19 protein-coding genes are annotated in these 16,875 nt (G+C 72.6%); 12 read left to right on the forward strand and 7 right to left on the reverse strand.

Annotated features, from left to right (window positions below; translation table 11 throughout):
• The first annotated feature begins 4 nt into the window (after positions 1-4).
• The gene (locus HF526_RS21270) at positions 5-448 is read left to right on the forward strand and encodes a MaoC family dehydratase (protein ID WP_169383306.1); all 444 of its coding nucleotides are present in this window, start codon (positions 5-7) and stop codon (positions 446-448) included.
• Here HF526_RS21270 and HF526_RS21275 read toward each other — a convergent pair.
• Genes HF526_RS21275 through HF526_RS21285 form a run of 3 tightly spaced genes read right to left on the reverse strand, consistent with a single transcriptional unit; the run spans position 445 to position 2,763 of the window.
• A complete protein-coding gene (locus HF526_RS21275; protein ID WP_169383341.1) occupies positions 445-1,359 on the reverse strand; it encodes a hydroxymethylglutaryl-CoA lyase in 915 nt (304 codons plus the stop codon). The two genes, HF526_RS21270 and HF526_RS21275, sit on opposite strands and share 4 nt — an antisense overlap.
• Before the next feature lie 58 nt (positions 1,360-1,417).
• The gene (locus tag HF526_RS21280; RefSeq protein WP_169383307.1) at positions 1,418-1,903 is read right to left on the reverse strand and encodes a PH domain-containing protein; all 486 of its coding nucleotides are present in this window, start codon (positions 1,901-1,903) and stop codon (positions 1,418-1,420) included.
• A 35-nt stretch (positions 1,904-1,938) separates the two neighbouring features.
• Positions 1,939-2,763 (reverse strand): biotin--[acetyl-CoA-carboxylase] ligase, encoded by an 825-nt coding sequence (locus HF526_RS21285; protein ID WP_338051640.1) that lies wholly within the window; start codon positions 2,761-2,763, stop codon positions 1,939-1,941.
• A 202-nt stretch (positions 2,764-2,965) separates the two neighbouring features.
• Between HF526_RS21285 and HF526_RS21290 the strand changes: the two genes are divergently transcribed.
• The 3 genes from HF526_RS21290 (at position 2,966) to HF526_RS21300 (ending at position 6,070) form a co-directional block, all read left to right on the forward strand.
• Entirely contained in the window at positions 2,966-4,609 is a 1,644-nt protein-coding gene (locus HF526_RS21290; protein WP_169383309.1) for an acyl-CoA carboxylase subunit beta, read from the forward strand.
• A complete protein-coding gene (locus tag HF526_RS37020; protein WP_338051641.1) occupies positions 4,606-4,953 on the forward strand; it encodes an acyl-CoA carboxylase subunit epsilon in 348 nt (115 codons plus the stop codon). The genes HF526_RS21290 and HF526_RS37020 overlap by 4 nt, the downstream gene beginning before the upstream one ends.
• A gap of 481 nt (positions 4,954-5,434) precedes the next feature.
• The gene (locus HF526_RS21300; protein WP_169383310.1) at positions 5,435-6,070 is read left to right on the forward strand and encodes a Maf family nucleotide pyrophosphatase; all 636 of its coding nucleotides are present in this window, start codon (positions 5,435-5,437) and stop codon (positions 6,068-6,070) included.
• Here the strand turns inward: HF526_RS21300 and HF526_RS21305 are convergent.
• The 4 genes from HF526_RS21305 to HF526_RS21320 all read right to left on the reverse strand — a co-directional run bounded on the left by HF526_RS21305 (position 6,067) and on the right by HF526_RS21320 (position 9,465).
• Positions 6,067-6,651, reverse strand: a complete 585-nt coding sequence (locus tag HF526_RS21305) for a GTP-binding protein (protein WP_169383311.1) — start codon at positions 6,649-6,651, stop codon at positions 6,067-6,069. The two genes, HF526_RS21300 and HF526_RS21305, sit on opposite strands and share 4 nt — an antisense overlap.
• Complete coding sequence (locus HF526_RS21310; RefSeq protein WP_169383312.1) at positions 6,632-7,033, reverse strand: DUF742 domain-containing protein; 402 nt, start codon at positions 7,031-7,033, stop codon at positions 6,632-6,634. The genes HF526_RS21305 and HF526_RS21310 overlap by 20 nt, the downstream gene beginning before the upstream one ends.
• A 4-nt stretch (positions 7,034-7,037) precedes the next feature.
• Positions 7,038-7,436 carry a roadblock/LC7 domain-containing protein gene (locus tag HF526_RS21315; protein ID WP_338051642.1) on the reverse strand — a complete coding sequence of 133 codons (399 nt, stop codon included), beginning with the start codon at positions 7,434-7,436 and terminating at the stop codon, positions 7,038-7,040.
• Positions 7,437-7,518: 82 nt separating this feature from the next.
• Positions 7,519-9,465 carry an ATP-binding protein gene (locus tag HF526_RS21320; RefSeq protein ID WP_169383313.1) on the reverse strand — a complete coding sequence of 649 codons (1,947 nt, stop codon included), beginning with the start codon at positions 9,463-9,465 and terminating at the stop codon, positions 7,519-7,521.
• Positions 9,466-9,981: 516 nt separating this feature from the next.
• Here HF526_RS21320 and HF526_RS21325 point away from each other — a divergent pair.
• From HF526_RS21325 to HF526_RS21360, 8 genes are all read left to right on the forward strand, one after another.
• Entirely contained in the window at positions 9,982-10,881 is a 900-nt protein-coding gene (locus tag HF526_RS21325; RefSeq protein WP_169383314.1) for a sulfurtransferase, read from the forward strand.
• Positions 10,878-11,318, forward strand: a complete 441-nt coding sequence (locus HF526_RS21330; protein ID WP_169383315.1) for a SufE family protein — start codon at positions 10,878-10,880, stop codon at positions 11,316-11,318. The genes HF526_RS21325 and HF526_RS21330 overlap by 4 nt, the downstream gene beginning before the upstream one ends.
• Before the next feature lie 166 nt (positions 11,319-11,484).
• Positions 11,485-12,357: a TIGR04222 domain-containing membrane protein gene (locus tag HF526_RS21335; RefSeq protein ID WP_169383316.1), complete on the forward strand. Its 873-nt coding sequence runs from the start codon at positions 11,485-11,487 to the stop codon at positions 12,355-12,357.
• Positions 12,341-12,811, forward strand: a complete 471-nt coding sequence (locus HF526_RS21340) for a multinuclear nonheme iron-dependent oxidase (RefSeq protein ID WP_169383317.1) — start codon at positions 12,341-12,343, stop codon at positions 12,809-12,811. The genes HF526_RS21335 and HF526_RS21340 overlap by 17 nt, the downstream gene beginning before the upstream one ends.
• A gap of 160 nt (positions 12,812-12,971) precedes the next feature.
• Complete coding sequence (locus HF526_RS21345) at positions 12,972-14,741, forward strand: acetyl/propionyl/methylcrotonyl-CoA carboxylase subunit alpha (protein WP_338051643.1); 1,770 nt, start codon at positions 12,972-12,974, stop codon at positions 14,739-14,741.
• A gap of 31 nt (positions 14,742-14,772) precedes the next feature.
• Positions 14,773-15,321, forward strand: coding sequence for a GNAT family N-acetyltransferase (locus HF526_RS21350; RefSeq protein WP_169383319.1), 549 nt, complete (start codon positions 14,773-14,775; stop codon positions 15,319-15,321).
• Between the two features lie 228 nt (positions 15,322-15,549).
• Positions 15,550-16,017 (forward strand): hypothetical protein, encoded by a 468-nt coding sequence (locus HF526_RS21355; RefSeq protein WP_211177584.1) that lies wholly within the window; start codon positions 15,550-15,552, stop codon positions 16,015-16,017.
• A gap of 101 nt (positions 16,018-16,118) precedes the next feature.
• A complete protein-coding gene (locus HF526_RS21360) occupies positions 16,119-16,715 on the forward strand; it encodes a DUF3558 family protein (RefSeq protein WP_169383320.1) in 597 nt (198 codons plus the stop codon).
• The last annotated feature ends 160 nt before the right edge of the window (positions 16,716-16,875 follow it).

Below are 16,875 nucleotides of genomic sequence, written 5' to 3' on the forward strand. Positions count from 1 at the left end.
CGCCATGCCGGAGCTCGCTTTCGAGGACTTCACCCCGGGTCGGGTCTTCGACCTGGGCACGATCGTGATCGACCACGACGAGATGATCGCCTTCGCCCGCCGCTTCGATCCGCAGCCGTTCCACCTCGACGAGCGGGCCGGCAAGGAGTCGATCTTCGGCCAGCTGGCGGCGTCGGGCTGGTTCACCTCGTCGCTGTGGATGCGCGCCTACGTCGACGCCGTGCTCAGCCGCTCCACAGCGCTCGGGTCGCCCGGCGGCGAGGAGATCTCCTGGCCGGCGCCGGTGTTCGCCGGTGACGAGCTGCACGCGACCCTGGAGATCCTCGGCGCCCGCCGCTCGCGCAGCCGCCCCGAGATGGGCCTGGTCACGCTCGGGGCCCGGCTCCGGCGCGACGGGGACGTCGTCTACCGCGCGACGTTCACCGGGATGTTCGGGGTCCGCGCCTAACCGGCCAGCGCCCGCACCACCCGGGACGGGGACGGGCGGCCCAGCTGCTCGGCCATCCAGGTGCTGGTCTCGACCAGCTTGTCCAGGTTCGCGCCGTGTGCGATGCCCAGGCCGTCGAGCATCCAGACCAGGTCCTCCGTGGCCAGGTTGCCGGTGGCCGACTCGGCGTACGGGCAGCCGCCCAGCCCGCCGGCGCTCGCGTCGACGGTGGTGACCCCGCGGCGCAGCGCGGCCAGCGTGTTGGCCAGCGCCTGGCCGTAGGTGTCGTGGAAGTGCACGGCGAGCACGTCCACGCCCAGCCCGGCCGCGACGCACGCGTCGATGACCGCCTCGGCGTGCCCCGGGGTCCCGGTGCCGATGGTGTCGCCCAGGGAGAACTGCCAGCAACCCATGTCGACCAGCCGCCTGCCCACCGCCGCGACCTGGGCCGGCGCGACCGCGCCCTCCCACGGGTCGCCGAACGCCATCGAGACGTAGGCCCGTACCCGCAGCCCCTCGCCGCGGGCCCGCTTCACGACCGGTTCGAACATCGCGAACTGCTCGTCGAGGGTGCGGTTGAGGTTCTTGCGGGCGAAGGTCTCGGTGGCGCTGGCGAAGATCGCGATGTGCTGCACGCCGGCGTCGAGTGCGCGGTCCAGGCCACGCTCGTTGGGCACCAGTACCGGGTAGTCGACATCGCTGCGCCGTTCGAGCCGCTCCAGCAGGTCGGCGGCGTCGGCGAGCTGGGGCACCCACTTCGGGTGCACGAAGCTGGTGGCCTCGAGGACACCGAGCCCGGCGCCGGCCAGCCGGTCCAGGAACTCCGCCTTGACCTCGACGGGGACGACGGTGCGCTCGTTCTGCAGCCCGTCCCGGGCGCCGACCTCGTAGATGGTGACCTGCTCCGGGAGCCCGTCGGCGGGCACGTGCATCGGCAGCCGTCGGCCGGTCGGGCTGGTCGGGCTGGTCGGGCTGGTCGGGCTGGTCGGACTAGTCACTGTCGGCCACCTCGTTGTAGAGCATCGCGTGCACCTTCTCGACGCCCGGCACGTCGTCGAACTCCAGCGGTTCGTCGGACGCCGATTCGATGACCAGGGTGCCGCACCCGAGGAGCCGTTCGACGATGGTGTGACGGAACTGGACGCTGTTGATCCGGCTCATCGGGATGTCGATGCCCTGCCGGGAGAACACCCCCTCCCGGACCAGCACCCGCCGCGTCGTCACCACGAAGTGGGTGGTCCGCCAGCGGACCACCGGTACGACCGTGAGCCAGATGATCATCGCGCCGGCCACGGCGGCCAGCCCCAGCCAGCCGTACGAGGCCCAGCTCTGGTTGCGGACCAGCGCGGCCAGATAGCTGGCGAGGCCCACCGTGATCAGGAAGACCAGCACCGGCGGCACCAGCATCTTCCAGTGCGGGTGCTTGTGCATGACGACCTGCTCGCCCTCGACGAGCAGGTCGTCCGGATACGCCATCCGGCCAATGTAGTGGCCGGATCAAACCGGGCGGATCACTCCGCGGGGCGCAGGTGCACGACGTCGCCCGCCGCGATCGGCTGCCGCCGACCGTCCGCCCCGAGCAGCAGCAGGCGGCCGTGTGCGTCGACGTCCTCGGCCATCCCGACCAGCGACGTGCCGCCGGGCAGCTCGACCCGGACCGCTGAGCCGAGGCTCGCGCAGCCGGCCCGGTAGTCCCCGCGCAGCCCGATCGCCTCGGCGTCGCCGGCAGCGGCGCGCCACTGCTTCTCCCGTGCGGCGAGCCGGGTGAGCAGCGTGATCAGCAGCGCGCCGCGGTCCACCTCGGCGCCCTCCGCGGCGAGCGAGGTGGCCCCGGGGGGCAGCTCGTCGAGGGCCGCGCCGACGTTGAGGCCGATGCCCAGCACCACGCCCGGGCCCCCGCCGGTGACCGCGGTCATCTCGGCCAGGATCCCCGCGGCCTTGCGCTGCCCGGGGCCGAGCAGCAGGTCGTTGGGCCACTTCAGCCCGGCCTGGACGTCGGTGACATCGCGGACGGTGTCGAGCAGGGCCAGCCCGGCCAGCATCGGCAGCCAGCCGAACCGGTCGGCCGGCACCCCCTCGGGCCGCCACAGCACGCTGACCGTGATCCCGGACCGCGGCGGCGACTCCCAGATCCGGGTCAGCCGCCCGCGACCCGCCTCCTGGTGCTCGGCGACGAGGACGGTGCGATCGACCGCGCCGGCGGCCGCGGCGGCGAGCAGGTCGGCGTTGGTCGAGCCGGTGCGCTCGACGAGGTCCAGCGCCGCCCACGGGCCGATCGGAGCGAGGAGCGCCGCACGCAACGCGTCGACGTCCAGGGGTGGGGCTTCGCAGGTCACGGAGGGCGACGGTAGCGGCTGGTGCGGGATTTCTCCGGGTGCACCGGTGCCGGACGCGGCGGGCGGCCCCGGGCGGGCGCCCGGCGAACCCCCGGGCGAGCCGAACGCGCGAACCCGCTCACCCATCCGATACAACGGCGTGACTCAGACCGCTCCGCGGCGGCGTCCCGGGAGCATTACCCGCGGGTTAGGCTCCGCTCCTATGAGCGCCGCCACCGAGCCGATGGGGGACCCGTCGGCCGCACCCGACGTCGAGCCCGATCTGCACACCACCGCCGGCAAGCTGGCGGATCTGTATCAGCGTTTCGACGAGGCGGTACACGCCGGGTCCGCGGCGGCGGTCGAGCGCCAGCACGCCAAGGGCCGGCAGACCGCGCGGGAGCGGATCGACCAACTGCTCGACCCGGGCTCGTTCGTGGAGCTCGACGCGCTGACCCGGCACCGGTCGACGAACTTCGGGATGCAGGACAAGCGCCCGTTCGGCGACGGCGTGGTGACCGGCACCGGCACGATCGACGGGCGGCCCGTCGCGGTGTTCAGCCAGGACGCCACGGTGTTCGGCGGTTCGCTGGGCGAGGTCTACGGCGAGAAGATCGTCAAGGTGATGGACCTCGCCGCCAAGATCGGCTGCCCGGTCATCGGCATCAACGACGGCGGCGGCGCACGGATCCAGGAGGGCGTGGTCGCGCTCGGCCTCTACGGCGAGATCTTCATCCGCAACGTGCGCAGCTCCGGCGTGATCCCGCAGATCTCGCTGATCATGGGCCCGTCCGCGGGTGGCGCGGTGTACTCCCCCGCGCTGACCGACTTCACCGTGATGGTCGACGAGACCAGCCACATGTTCATCACCGGCCCCGACGTCATCAAGACGGTCACCGGCGAGGACGTCGGCATGGAGGAGCTCGGCGGCGGCCGGGCGCACAACACGAAGTCCGGCGTCGCGCACTACCTCGGCTCCGACGAGGAGGACGCGATCTCCTACGTCAAGGAGCTGCTGAGCTTCCTGCCGTCGAACAACCTCTCCGAGCCGCCGGTCTACCCGGCTCCGGAGCCGGTCGCCGGGTCCATCGAGGACGGCATCACCGACAGCGACCGCGACCTCGACACGATCATCCCGGACTCGCCGAACACCCCGTACGACATCCGCGAGGTGGTCAACCGGGTGGTCGACGAGGGCGAGTTCCTCGAGGTCCAGGAGCTGTTCGCGCCGAACATCGTCGTCGGCTTCGGCCGCATCGAGGGCCGCAGCGTCGGCGTGGTCGCCAACCAGCCCACCCAGTTCGCCGGCTGCCTGGACATCGACGCCTCGGAGAAGGCGGCCCGGTTCGTCCGCACCTGCGACGCGTTCAACATCCCGGTCGTCACGTTCGTCGACGTGCCCGGCTTCCTGCCCGGCACCGAGCAGGAATGGAACGGGATCATCCGCCGCGGCGCCAAGCTGATCTACGCCTACGCCGAGGCGACCGTCCCGAAGGTCACCGTCATCACGCGCAAGGCCTACGGCGGCGCGTACGACGTGATGGGCTCCAAGCACCTCGGCGCCGACGTCAACATCGCCTGGCCGACCGCGCAGATCGCGGTGACCGGCGCGTCCGGCGCGGTGGGCATCCTCTACCGCAAGGAGCTCAAGGGCCTGGAGGGCGACGAGCTCGCCGCCAAGCGTGCGGAGCTGCAGCAGGAGTACGAGGACACCCTCTGCAACCCATACATCGCCGCCGACCGCGGCTACATCGACGCGGTCGTGCCCCCGTCGCACACCCGCGGGTACGTGGGCCGGGCGCTGCGGATGCTGACCACCAAGCGGGAGGCGGCGCCGGCCCGCAAGCACGGAAACATCCCGCTGTGACCGAACGCAGCGAGAGCCCCGACGACGCTGCGGTCGAGCGCCGCGAGGAGACCGTTGACGCGGTGGGCACCGAGGAAACCTCCGAGCCCACCGGGGCCACGGAGGCCGCAGGGGCCGCCGAGGCCACCCCGGAGGAGCGCCGTGCGCTGTTCCGGGTGGTCCGCGGCGAGCCGACGGACGCCGAGGTCGCCGCGCTGACCGTGGTGCTGGCCGCGGTCGCGGCGGCCTCCGGCGAGGCCCCCTCCGCCGGGCCGCGCAGCGCCTGGAACGACCCGGTCGCCCGGCTCCGCGCGCCGCTGCGCCCGGGGCCGGGTGCCTGGGCCATGTCCGCCTGGCCGCGCTGAGCACGAGCCCGATCCCCACCCCGGGGTGGAGATCGGATCAAGCCGGGTCCCACCTGCGGCCCGACGCCGCGCGGCCGGGCGCGGAGCGGCGTCTCCAGGCATGGGGACATCGGGCAGCTCCTGCTCATCGCCCTGGCCGCCGTGTGGGCCGTGGCCGGCCGGCCAGGTCACCGGCCGGTACGTCGCGCTGCGCCGGATGACGGCACTGCCCGTGGTGATCACGGTGCTCGGGCTGTACGCGCTGGTACAGGCGCATCCGCCGGTCGCACCATTCGTCGCCACCTCGATGAATCGGCCGCACCGGACGGCCCAACGGGTGCGGCAGAGGGCTGCGTCCGCAGCGGTCGCCCGGAGTCGCGCAGACAGGTTCTCGCCGGGGGTGATCGGCGGGCGTGTTCCCCGCTGCCGCGGGGCCGACACGAAACCGCGGGACCGGCGCCGGCCGCATCCCGGTTCCCGGTGCGTCGTACAGTCTGCCGACGTGCACGTCGTGCTGGCTTCCGCTTCCCCCGCCCGGCTCTCCGTCCTCCGCGCGGCCGGGCTCGACCCCCTCGTCGAGGTCTCCGATGTCGACGAGGACGCGCTGCTGGCCACCGTCCCGGACGCCACCCCCGGTGAGAAGACCACCCGGCTGGCGGGGGCGAAGGCCACGACGGTCGCGCGCCGCATCGCCGACGCCCACCCCGATGCGATCGTGATCGGCTGCGACTCGATGCTGCACATCGACGGTGAGCTCCTCGGCAAACCGGTGGACGCCGATCAGGCGCGCAAGCGCTGGCGGGCCATGGCCGGCGGCGTCGGCGAGCTGGTGACCGGGCACGCGGTGCTGCGACTGGCCGACGGTGAGATCGACCGGGTCGCCGAGGGGCACGCCGTCACCACGGTCCGGTTCGGCGAGCCGACCGAGGAGGAGCTGGAGGCCTATCTCGCCAGCGGCGAGCCGCTGGCGGTCGCCGGGGCGTTCACCCTGGACGGCCTGGGCGGGTGGTTCGTCGAGGGGATCGACGGCGATCCGTCGAACGTGATCGGGATCAGCCTGCCGCTCACCCGCAGACTGCTCGCCGGAGTGGGGGTTGCGGTCACCACGCTGTGGTCACCGCAACCCCGCCGCGGTTAGGAGGCGACCGCGGTCCGGGCCAACGCGTGCTCGACCAGCACGATGAGCGTCCGCAACCCGGACTCGGGCTGCCGGGCATCCATCCGCACGACCGGGCAGCCGGGCGGCAGCGCCAGCGCGTCGAGGACGGTCTCGTCGTCGTAGGTGTCGGCGCCGGGGAAGCTGTTGACCGCGACGACGAACGGGATCCCGCGGTTCTCGAAGTAGTCGATCGCCGGGAAGCAGTCGTCCACCCGCCGCAGATCGACCAGCACCACCGCACCGACGCAGCCACGGGCGAGCTCGTCCCACATGAACCAGAACCGCGACTGCCCGGGCGTGCCGAACAGGTACAGCAGCAACGACTCGTCGACGGTGATCCGGCCGAAGTCCATCGCCACCGTGGTGGTCCGCTTCTCGGGTACGAGTCCGGTGTCGTCGACGCCGATCGACGCCGTCGTCATCTCCTGCTCGGTCAGCAGCGGCGGGATCTCCGACAGTGCGGTCACCAGCGTGGTCTTGCCGGCCCCGAATCCACCCGCGACCAGCACCTTGAGCGGGATCAGCTCGGTCCGATCCGTGTCACCGCGCACGTAGTCCATCCAGCAATCTCTCCAGGATCTCCGGGTCGGGCCTGCCGTTCGAGCTCGCCGAGGGCGGCAGGTGCACGGCGAGGTAGCCGGCCTCGGTGAGGTCACCGACCAGGACCCGGGCCACCCCCACCGGCACCCGCAGGGTCGCGCCGATCTCGATCACCGAGATCGGCCTGGCAGCCAGCTCCACGACGGCGTGGTACTCCAGTTGCAGGTCGGCCCGCCCAGCTGCCCCGGTCCGGGTCACGAGTGCCTCCACCGGCAGCTCCCGGCCCGTCGAACGGGTTCGGCCACCGGTGACCGCGTACACCGGGACCACCCGGCCGCCCGAGGGGCCGCCGACGGCCGGCCGCTCGCTGTGCCCGCGGCCGGCAGCGTCCTGCGCTGCCACCGCGTCAACTCCCGGCGGTGCGGGGGGCCGGGTTCAGCACATGCCCGACGCGAGAGGCCAGCATCGTCATCTCGTAGCCGATCATGCCGATGTCGCAGCGCCGCTCCGCGTACACCGCGAGCGTCGCGCCGGGGCCGACGGTCGTGATGAACAGGTAGCCGCCGGCCATCTCCAGGATGGTCTGGGTCAGCGCTCCGGCCCCGAGCAGCTGCGCGGTCCCCCGGGCGAGACTGATCAGGCCGGACGCCGCTGCGGACAACTGGTCGCCGAGCACGACGCCGACGCCGGGCGAGGCGGCCAGCCGAAGACCGTCGCTGGAGACCAGCAGGGCATGCTCCACGCCCGGGGTCTCCCGGACGAACTCTCCCAGCAGCCAGTCCAGCTGCCCCGTCACCGGGCTCACGCGCCCTCCTCATCGATGTCGTTGATGCTCGTCGACCGTGTCGGCGGCGCTGCTGCGCCCGACGGTGAGCTCGCACGCTCGCTCACGACTGCTGCCTCTCATCGGCGCCGCTGGGCGGCTCGTCGTCCGGCTCGGGATCCACCAGCGCCCTCGCGGCCTCCCGGCTCGCCTGGTAGCGCGACAGCGCCGCGGCGGCCCCGGAACTGGGTCGCTGGGCCGGGACGTCCGACGCCGGTCCCGGCTCCCGGAGCTGGGGGGCCAGGTGGGACTGCGGTATCCGGCGGCGCAGACCGGGACCGGCGGGCACGGATGCCGGCGGGCCCGGTGGGGCCGCGTCGTCGGCTGATCGCGGCCGGGGGATGGGCTGTGCGGACAGCGATCGCCCGAGCGGCCCGGACGCGTGCGGCGCAGGCGTCCCGGCGCTCGGCCGGCCATCGGGCCGGGAGGCCGGCGGCACAGCACCGGGGTCGAGAGGTGCCGCAGCGGCGGAACCCGGTCCGTGCCCGTCGGGGCCCTCTGACGCCGCGCTCCACCAGCCCGTCCACCCGCTGTCCGCACCGGCCGGCAGGATGGCATCGGCGGCCGGCGACGACGCCTGCGACGGCACCAGCAGCGGTGCCGGGACGCGATCCGGGCGCGGTCCCGCGTCCCCGGCCGCGGCGCCCGCCCGAACGGGCGCGCCCGGTCCCACGGCCCCGGCCGGGCGCACGGCCGGCATCCGAACCGGTGTGGTGATCTCGACGGCCGACTCCGCACCGCCCGCGGTGAACAGGACGGCAGGCAGGGCCACGACCGCGGTGACACCGGATCCCGGCGCCGCACTGAGCGAGACCCCGATGCCGTGCCGGGCCGCCAGCCGCGCGACGACATGGAAGCCGAGGCGCTGCGAGACCGACAGATCCACCTCGGGCGGCCGGGCCAGCAATTCGTTGGCCGCGGCCAGGTCCTCGGCCGGCATGCCGACGCCCCGGTCCTCGACGGTCAGCAGCTGCCCGCCGTCGTCCTGCGGATTCGCCCGGGCGCGAATCATCACAGAGCTCTCCGGCGGGGAGAAGCGCACCGCGTTCTCGGTCAGTTCGGCCAGCAGATGGGTCAGGTCGGCGACCGTGTGCCCGGCGATCGCCGCCCGGTCGTCGACCTCGTACCCGACCCGATCGAGGTCCTCCGTCTCCGCGATGGCCGCGCGGATCACGTCCAGCAGTGGCACCGAGGCGGACCAGGTCCGCGGCGGCTGTTCACCGGCGAGCACCAGCAGGCTCTCGGCGTTGCGCCGGATCCGGGTGGCCAGGTGCTCGAGCCGGAAGAGTTCGGCCAGCACATCGGGGTCCTGCTCGGACTCCTCGAGCTGGTCGATGATGTCCAGCTGGCGGTAGAGCAGGCTCTGGTTGCGCCGGGCGAGGTTGACCAGCATCTCGGAGGCGAACCGGCGTCGGCCGATCTCCGCGGCGGCGGTGATCAGCTGTTTGCCCAGCGCCTCCTTCTCGCTCCGCTCGTCCTCGGTCATCCGCCAGAAGATCACCACTCCGGCCCAGGCGGCCACCACGGCCAGGCAACCGATGAGCGACCAGGGCCACGGATCGGCCTGTTCCGCGGCATCCGCGAAGAGAAGCCCGGGGGACCACAACGATCCGATGCCGTAGCCGAGCACCACCACGACGACGTGCCCCACGAGCGGCACCCAGTCCTCGTAGAGCGCGATGAAGCCGATGACGACGAAGAAGTGGAGGTGCGCCTCGGTGGCGCCTCCGGTGAGGCCGACCAGCGCCGAAGAGCAGCAGGCCAGGCCACCGGTGACGAACGACGACGCCAGGCGCCGGCCCCGGACCACGTGACCCAGGACGAGCCCGACGACGGGACCGATGACCGCCAGGCCGAGTGCGGCGATCGGACGCCCGAGCCACCACCCGACGCCCAGCAGCGCGGGCACGTGCAGCAGCAGCACCCGCTCCAGCAGGCGGTGACGACGTCGCCACGCCTTCTCGTCCAGGTTGTCGCCCCGCGGCAGGTACTCCAGCAGCCCGGTCAGCACCCGGCCACCACCCTCTCACTTCCCGAACATCGAGCCGGGGGCGCAGCAGCGGAATGAATGACTTCGACTGCTCCCGTCACGGACGCGATCCGACCCCTCCGGGGGCCAGCGGGAACATACACAGAGCGTGTTGCCTAGATAGCTGGATCGGAGCAGCAACGCGGGGTGGACGCGCCATTTGGCGACGTTCAGTTGCCGTTTGGCTCACTCAGCCGTGGATCCTCCAGTGTGGAACACACGAAAGCATGAGAGGCGATCGTGACGCAGGTCGCCGACTCCGGCCGTCACCGCGCCGCTCGGCGCCCACGGCCGGCTGATCGGCGCTGCCGAGCGGGGCGACCCAGCCGGCCGTCAGCGGCGGGTGTCGCGGTAACGCCGCCGCGGGCGCGGCGATGAGGTGCACCCGGACGCCGGCCCGACGGCCCTGCGACCCACCGGACAGACGATCGGCGCACCGCTGCGACCGGCCCCGATTGGATTGCGCCGCAGGTCGGGATGCGGGACTACGCTCGTGACATGGCACTCCCCAACGACACCGACCCGAAGCTCGCTGAGTACGCCCATCCCGAGCGCCTGGTCACCACCGAGTGGCTGGCGCAGAACCTGGGCACGGAGGGCCTCGTCGTCGTCGAGTCCGACGAGGACGTCCTGCTCTACGACACCGGGCACATTCCGGGCGCGGTGAAGATCGACTGGCACACCGAGCTCAACGACCCGGTGACCCGCGACTACGTCGACGGCGCCCGCTTCGCGGAGATCCTGGGTGAGCGCGGCATCGGCCGCGACACCACGGTCGTCATCTACGGCGACAAGAACAACTGGTGGGCCGCCTACGCCCTGTGGGTGTTCGGCCTGTTCGGCCACCCCGACGTGCGCCTGCTCGACGGCGGTCGCGCCAAGTGGATCGCCGAGGGCCGGGAGATCACCACCGAGGCACCCAAGCCCGAGGCCGTCGACTACCCCGTGGTCGAGCGTGACGACAGCAAGATCCGGGCGTTCCGGGACGACGTGCTCGCCCACCTCGGCAAGCCGATGGTCGACGTGCGCTCCCCCGGCGAGTACTCCGGCGAACTGCTGCACATGCCCGACTACCCGCAGGAGGGTGCGGTCCGCGGCGGGCACATCCCGGGTGCGGCCAGCGTGCCGTGGGCCCGGGCCGCCGCCGAGGACGCGACGTTCAGGTCCCGCGCGGACCTGGAGGCCATCTACCAGCAGGAGCAGGGCCTGTCCCCCGACGACGACGTCATCGCCTACTGCCGGATCGGCGAGCGCTCCAGCCACACCTGGTTCGTACTGACCCACCTGCTCGGCTTCGGCAACGTCCGCAACTACGACGGCAGCTGGACCGAGTGGGGCAACACCGTCCGGGTGCCGATCGTCCAGGGTCCCGAGCGCGGGTCGGTGCCACAGCGGTGAGCGATCTACCCCCTCGGCTCGCCGAGCTGGTCGAGGACTTCTCCGAGGTCGGCCCGAAGGACCGGCTGCAACTGCTGCTCGAGCTGTCCCAGGAGCTGCCGGAACTGCCGCAGCGCTACGCCGACGCCGCGGACACGATGGAACAGGTGCACGAGTGCCAGTCGCCACTGTTCCTGGCGGTCGAGGTCGACCCCGACGCCGACCGGAACGTGCACCTGTTCTTCTCCGCACCGCCCGAGGCCCCGACCACCCGCGGGTTCGCCTCGATCATGTACACCGGCCTGGACGGTGAGCCCGCCGCCGACGTCCTCGCCGTGCCGGACGACTTCTACATCGCCCTCGGACTCGGCCAGGCAGTGAGCCCGCTGCGACTGCGCGGGATGGCGGCGATGCTCGCCCGCATCAAGAACCAGGTCCGCGCGGCCACCGCGGCCTGACACCCGGTCCACCCGCGTACCGGCGGTCACCGCCGGTACGCGGGTGTGCACCGTCTGCCGCCGAACGGAACGGCAACCTCAAGTCCTGGTGAAGAACGTTCCGTTCGTCCTGCGATCCTGCCCACACTGTGAGGCGTCTCATAAGGACGGCTCAGGGGGTGTTCAGATGAGCTCACTCGCGGCGGCAGGCGACACCTGGGGAATCAGCGGCACGACCTTTCTGTCGGCCTACATCGTGATCGCGACCGCGGTCTGGGTGGCCGCATCACGGGCCCGGCGGGCCCTCGCCGACCGGCGCCCCGACCGGCTGGTGGCCGATCTGAGCTCCCGGCCACACGACGTCGCCCATCTCAACGGCGGTCCCGACCTGGCCGTCTACTCGGCGCTGAGCTCGATGCACGTGAGCGGCACCATCGTCACCGCCGGGCGGGGCAACGTGCTGGCCTGCGGCCGTCCGGAAGCAGGCACCGACGAACTCGAGCGCGCCATCCACCTCACCGCGGTCGTCCCGGTGCCCCGGCACCGGTTGCGGTTCCACCGGGTCGTCGGCACCGCGCTGGCCGCCGTCGAACGCCGGCTCACCGACGCCGGCCTGCTGTTGAACGACGGCGAACGCCGTTCCATCCAGCGGGTGGGCCTGTGGATGCTCGCCGTGGCCGGCCTCGGGCTCGTCCGGCTGCTCGCCGGGGTGGCCGCAGCCCGGCCCGTCGGTTTCCTGGTCGTGGCGCTGTTCGCCGTCACGGCGGTGGCCGCCGTGCAGCTGATCCACGCACCGCGGCGCAGCCGGTTCGGCGACCGGACGCTCGCGCGGCTGCGCGACGAGCACCACAGCCTGTCCCCGGCCATGAAGCCCGATTGGGCGGCGAACGGGGCCACCGGTGCGGCACTCGGCGTGGGTGTTTTCGGGATGAGCGCGCTGTGGGCCTCGGATCCGGCCTTCGCCGACGAGCTGGCCGCGCAGAAGGTGGCCGCCGCGAGCGAGGTGGGTGGCGGCTACGGCGGCACCGTCGACAGCGGCGGCGGTGGCGGCGGAGGCTGAGGTCGTCGTGCCCCGCCTCGGGGTCCGGATCGGGTGGCGCCCGGAGATCTCCGAGCTGATCGCCGATCTGCCAGGAATGCGGTTCTGCGAGGTCATCGCGGAATCGCTCGCTCCCGCAGTTCCGCCTCGAGGGGTGGCGGAGCTGCGGGAGCGGGGGATCCCGGTGATCCCGCACGGGGTCCGGCTGTCCCTCGGCGGCGCCGAACCCGTCGACGCCGACCGGCTGGGCGCCCGCGGGGGCGCCGCGCGACGGCTGGGACCTCGCCCGAGCACTGCGCCGCGTCGGCGGGCTGACCGCGAGCGCAGCCGAGGAACTCGCCGTCCGGGAGGCCTGCTGGCGCTACGAGGGCCACTCCGCGCCCCGCAGGCGCCGGCCGTGCGCCGGGCCGGTCGGGCGGTGGTCGTGCAGATGGCGGGTCGCACGGTGTGGGCGGGCCCACCCCGGCAGCCCTGAACATCCCGCCCCGAACGGGTGATCTTCGCGGTAGGAGCGGGGAAGCGTCGGCTACGCCACAATGCCTCACACCCGGAACCTGCCGTGTGGACTCTTACACTCCCCGGTAACCAGTGCGCCGGCGCAACGGGACCGGCCGCTCACCACGAGGAGACCGACCGTGCCGCAACTGCGCAAAGTTCTCGTCGCGAACCGCGGGGAGATCGCCGTGCGGGTGATCCGAGCCGCGAAGGACGCGGGCCTTGCCAGTGTCGCCGTCTACGCCGACCCGGACCGCGACGCGATGTTCGTCCGGCTCGCCGACGAGGCGTTCGCCCTCGGTGGCACCACCGCCGCCGAGTCCTACCTCGACTTCGACAAGGTGATCGGCGCGGCCGAGCAGGCCGGCGCCGACGCGATCCACCCCGGCTACGGCTTCCTGTCCGAGAACGCCGACTTCGCCCAGGCCGTCATCGACGCCGGGATCATCTGGATCGGGCCGACCCCGCAGGCCATCCGCGACCTCGGGGACAAGGTCACCGCCCGGCACATCGCCACCCGCGCCGGTGCCCCGCTGGTGCCGGGCACCCCGGACCCGGTGGCCGACGCCGACGAGGTCGTGGCCTTCGCCGAGGAGCACGGGCTGCCGGTCGCGATCAAGGCCGCGTTCGGCGGCGGCGGGCGCGGGATGAAGGTGGCCCGCGAGCTCTCCGAGATCCCCGAGCTGTTCGAGTCCGCGGTGCGCGAGGCCACCGCGGCGTTCGGCCGCGGCGAGTGCTTCGTCGAGCGCTACCTGGACAAGCCCCGCCACGTCGAGGCCCAGGTGCTCGCCGACACGCACGGCAACGTCATCGTCGTGGGCACCCGCGACTGCTCGCTGCAGCGCCGGTTCCAGAAGCTCGTCGAGGAGGCCCCGGCGCCGTTCCTGTCCGAGGAGCAGCGCAAGACCATCCACGACGCGGCGAAGGCGATCTGCACCGAGGCCGGCTACCACGGCGCCGGCACCGTCGAGTTCCTCGTCGGCCAGGACGGCCTGATCTCGTTCTTGGAGGTCAACACTCGGCTGCAGGTCGAGCACCCGGTCTCGGAGGAGACCTCCGGGCTGGACCTGGTGCGCGAGCAGTTCCGCATCGCCGAGGGCGCCGAGCTCAACCTGCTCGAGGACCCGCAGCCGCGCGGGCACTCCATCGAGTTCCGGATCAACGGCGAGGACGCCGGGCGCAACTTCCTGCCCGCCCCGGGCACCGTCACCGCGATCTCCTACCCGGCCGGCCCCGGGGTGCGCGTCGACGCGGGTGTGGAGGCCGGCTCGGTGATCGGCGGCCAGTTCGACTCGCTGCTGGCCAAGCTGATCGTCACCGGCTCGGACCGGGCGCAGGCCCTGGAGCGGGCGCGCCGCGCGCTGGCCGAGTTCCAGGTCGAGGGCATGGCCACGGTGCTGCCGTTCCACCGCATCGTCGTCGAGGACCCGGCGTTCGCCGCCACCACCGAGCAGGACTTCACCGTCCACACCCGGTGGATCGAGACCGAGTGGAACAACACCGTCGAGCCGTTCACCGGTGGTGAGGGCGCGGACTCCGAGGAGTCGCCCCGGCAGACCGTCGTGGTGGAGGTCGGCGGCCGGCGGCTCGAGGTGTCGCTGCCCGGCGACCTCGCGCTCGGCGGCGGGGGCTCAGGCGCGGCCACGGCCCCGCCGCGCAAGCGCGGCGGCGGCAAGGGCGCGGCAAAGGCGTCCGGTGACGCGGTCACAGCGCCGATGCAGGGCACGATCATCAAGGTCGCGGTGTCCGACGGCGACACCGTCTCCGCCGGCGACCTGGTCGTGGTCCTCGAGGCCATGAAGATGGAGAACCCGGTCACCGCGCACAAGGACGGCACGATCACCGGCCTCTCGGCGGAGACCGGCAGCTCGGTGTCCCAGGGCACCGTCATCTGCGAGATCAAGGAGTAGCGCTCCGCGCCTGTGCAACGTGTTGCCCCCCATGGAGCCTGTTGAGATCAACGCCGGTACCTGGTACCTGCGTGCGCTGCGCGCCGACGACCGGATCGACGACCGGCCCGCCGTGCTGGCATCGTGCCTGGACCCGGAGATCCTCCGCTGGCGGCGACGCCCGGAGCCGACCCTCGAGGCGGTCGGTGCGCACATCGCCGAACGGGCCGCGGAGTGGGCGGGGGACACCCGCTGCTCATGGGCGGTGTGTGAGCCGACGACCGGCGACATGCTCGGTGAGGTCAGCCTCGCGAGCCTGGACCTGGCCATCGGCACGGCCGAGGTGGCCTGCTGGGCGCTGCCCGCCGCCCGCGGCAAGGGCATGATCACGACGGCGGTGTCGAGCGTGCTGCGGTTCGGGTTCGGCGGGCTCGGACTGCACCGGGTGACCTACGCCTGGGCCGAGGGCAACGAAGCCTCCGCCCGGGTCGCGGCGAAGTGCGGGTTCACGATCGAGGGCCGGCAGCGCTCCGGCTGGGTCGTCGACGGACGCCGGGTCGACGTCATGCTCGCCGGACGGCTGGCCGCCGACGGGGATTGACGACGTACGTCCCATTTATCTAACGTCATCGAGCCAGGTTCTTCCACGGCGACCGCACCGTGCTGAACAAGTGCATAGCGGACAGCAGTGACGTACCCGTGTGACCACCCACGGGGCCCGGTTACTTTCCGCCACGCGGATCGAGACCGCGCCGCGGATCCGTTCGCCACGCAGGCCAAGCCGCGCCGCGAACACGTCCCCCGTCACAACGGCGACTCAGGATCCGTCATGCCCCCCGACACCTACGTGACCAGCCACATCCACGTCGACGGGCCGATCCCCGGCCCACATTCCCTGCTCACCCTCGCCTCGGCCGCGCACAACGCGGACGGGGTCCTGCTCACCACGTTCACGGCCAACCTGCGTGAACTGCCCGGCGCCACCCTGCACCCGATCGCGCTGCAATCCTGGCGGAATCGGGCCGAGGACTGGCTCTCCACCCGCCGGGCGACCCGTCCACCCGCCATCGCGATGACCGCCTACGCCCGCTGGATCGCACAGCTCCCCGGGCGTCCGGTTCTCGTCGCCGACCCCGAAGCGCAGGACTACCTGTTCCTCTACTGGTACCTCCAGCGCTTCACCGGGCAATGGCCCTTCGCCCGGACCAGCACCGACCCGGACGTCCGGGAGCGACTCCCGTACACGCCCATGTGCACCCTCGCCGGCTGCCGAGCCCCGCTCGCGCGGACCAGCTGACGGCGAAGCCCCCGCCGGACCGGACTGCAGCCGGTTCGCCGGGGGCTTTTCCGTGTCCGAATCGCATCGCCGGAAGTGTCCGGTCCACTACCGTTCGCCCCGTGCACCGGGTTGTGGTGATCGCTGTGCTGCTGGGTGTGACGGCCGGGTGCGCGGCCCAGGATCCGGGCGCCGCCGCCCCCACGCCATCCGCTTCCGCCTCTGCCTCCGCCTCCGCCGAGCCCAGCGGGATCATGCTGCCGCCGCGGCCGCGGGAGCTGGGGTTGGACGGAGTGGATCCGTGCAGCGTCCTGTCGGCCCGGCAGCGGGCGGGGCTGGGGTTGGACGGGCGCCCGGTCGCCGGTCGGACCGGCGCGCTGTTCGGTGCTGCTTCGTCCTGCACGATCGGCGGGTCGGAACCGCGGGAGGTCTCGGCCGGCCTGGCCGTGGTCACCGATCGCGGCATCGACGTCATCACCGCTGCGGGCAGCGTGACCGATGAGCTGACCGTGATCACGGTGGCGGGTTTCCCGGCGGTGCTGGCCCGGCCGACCCGGCTCCGGGACTTCTGCAGCGTCGAGGTCGACGTCGCCGCCGGGCAACTGCTCGACGTCCAGTTCGCCCAGGGCACGCGCGACCAACCCATCCCTCAGGACCAGCTCTGCCGGGATGCCGAACAGGTCGCCGAGGCCGCGCTCACCTCGCTGCTCGCCGGCTGAGGTTCGCCATCGCGAACCGTTTCTCCGATCGGGTTCGCCCCCGCCCGCTCCGCCATAGCGTCCGGCACGACCACCCGTTCCCGCCGCGCCAGGGGGAGCCATGCCGTATCGCCCGCGAGCCGTACTCCGCCTCGAACCAGTGGCGGCAGATCGAGCAGAC

It is taken from the genome of Pseudonocardia acidicola (genome assembly GCF_012911935.1).
GTDB classification, from domain to species: domain Bacteria; phylum Actinomycetota; class Actinomycetes; order Mycobacteriales; family Pseudonocardiaceae; genus Pseudonocardia; species Pseudonocardia acidicola.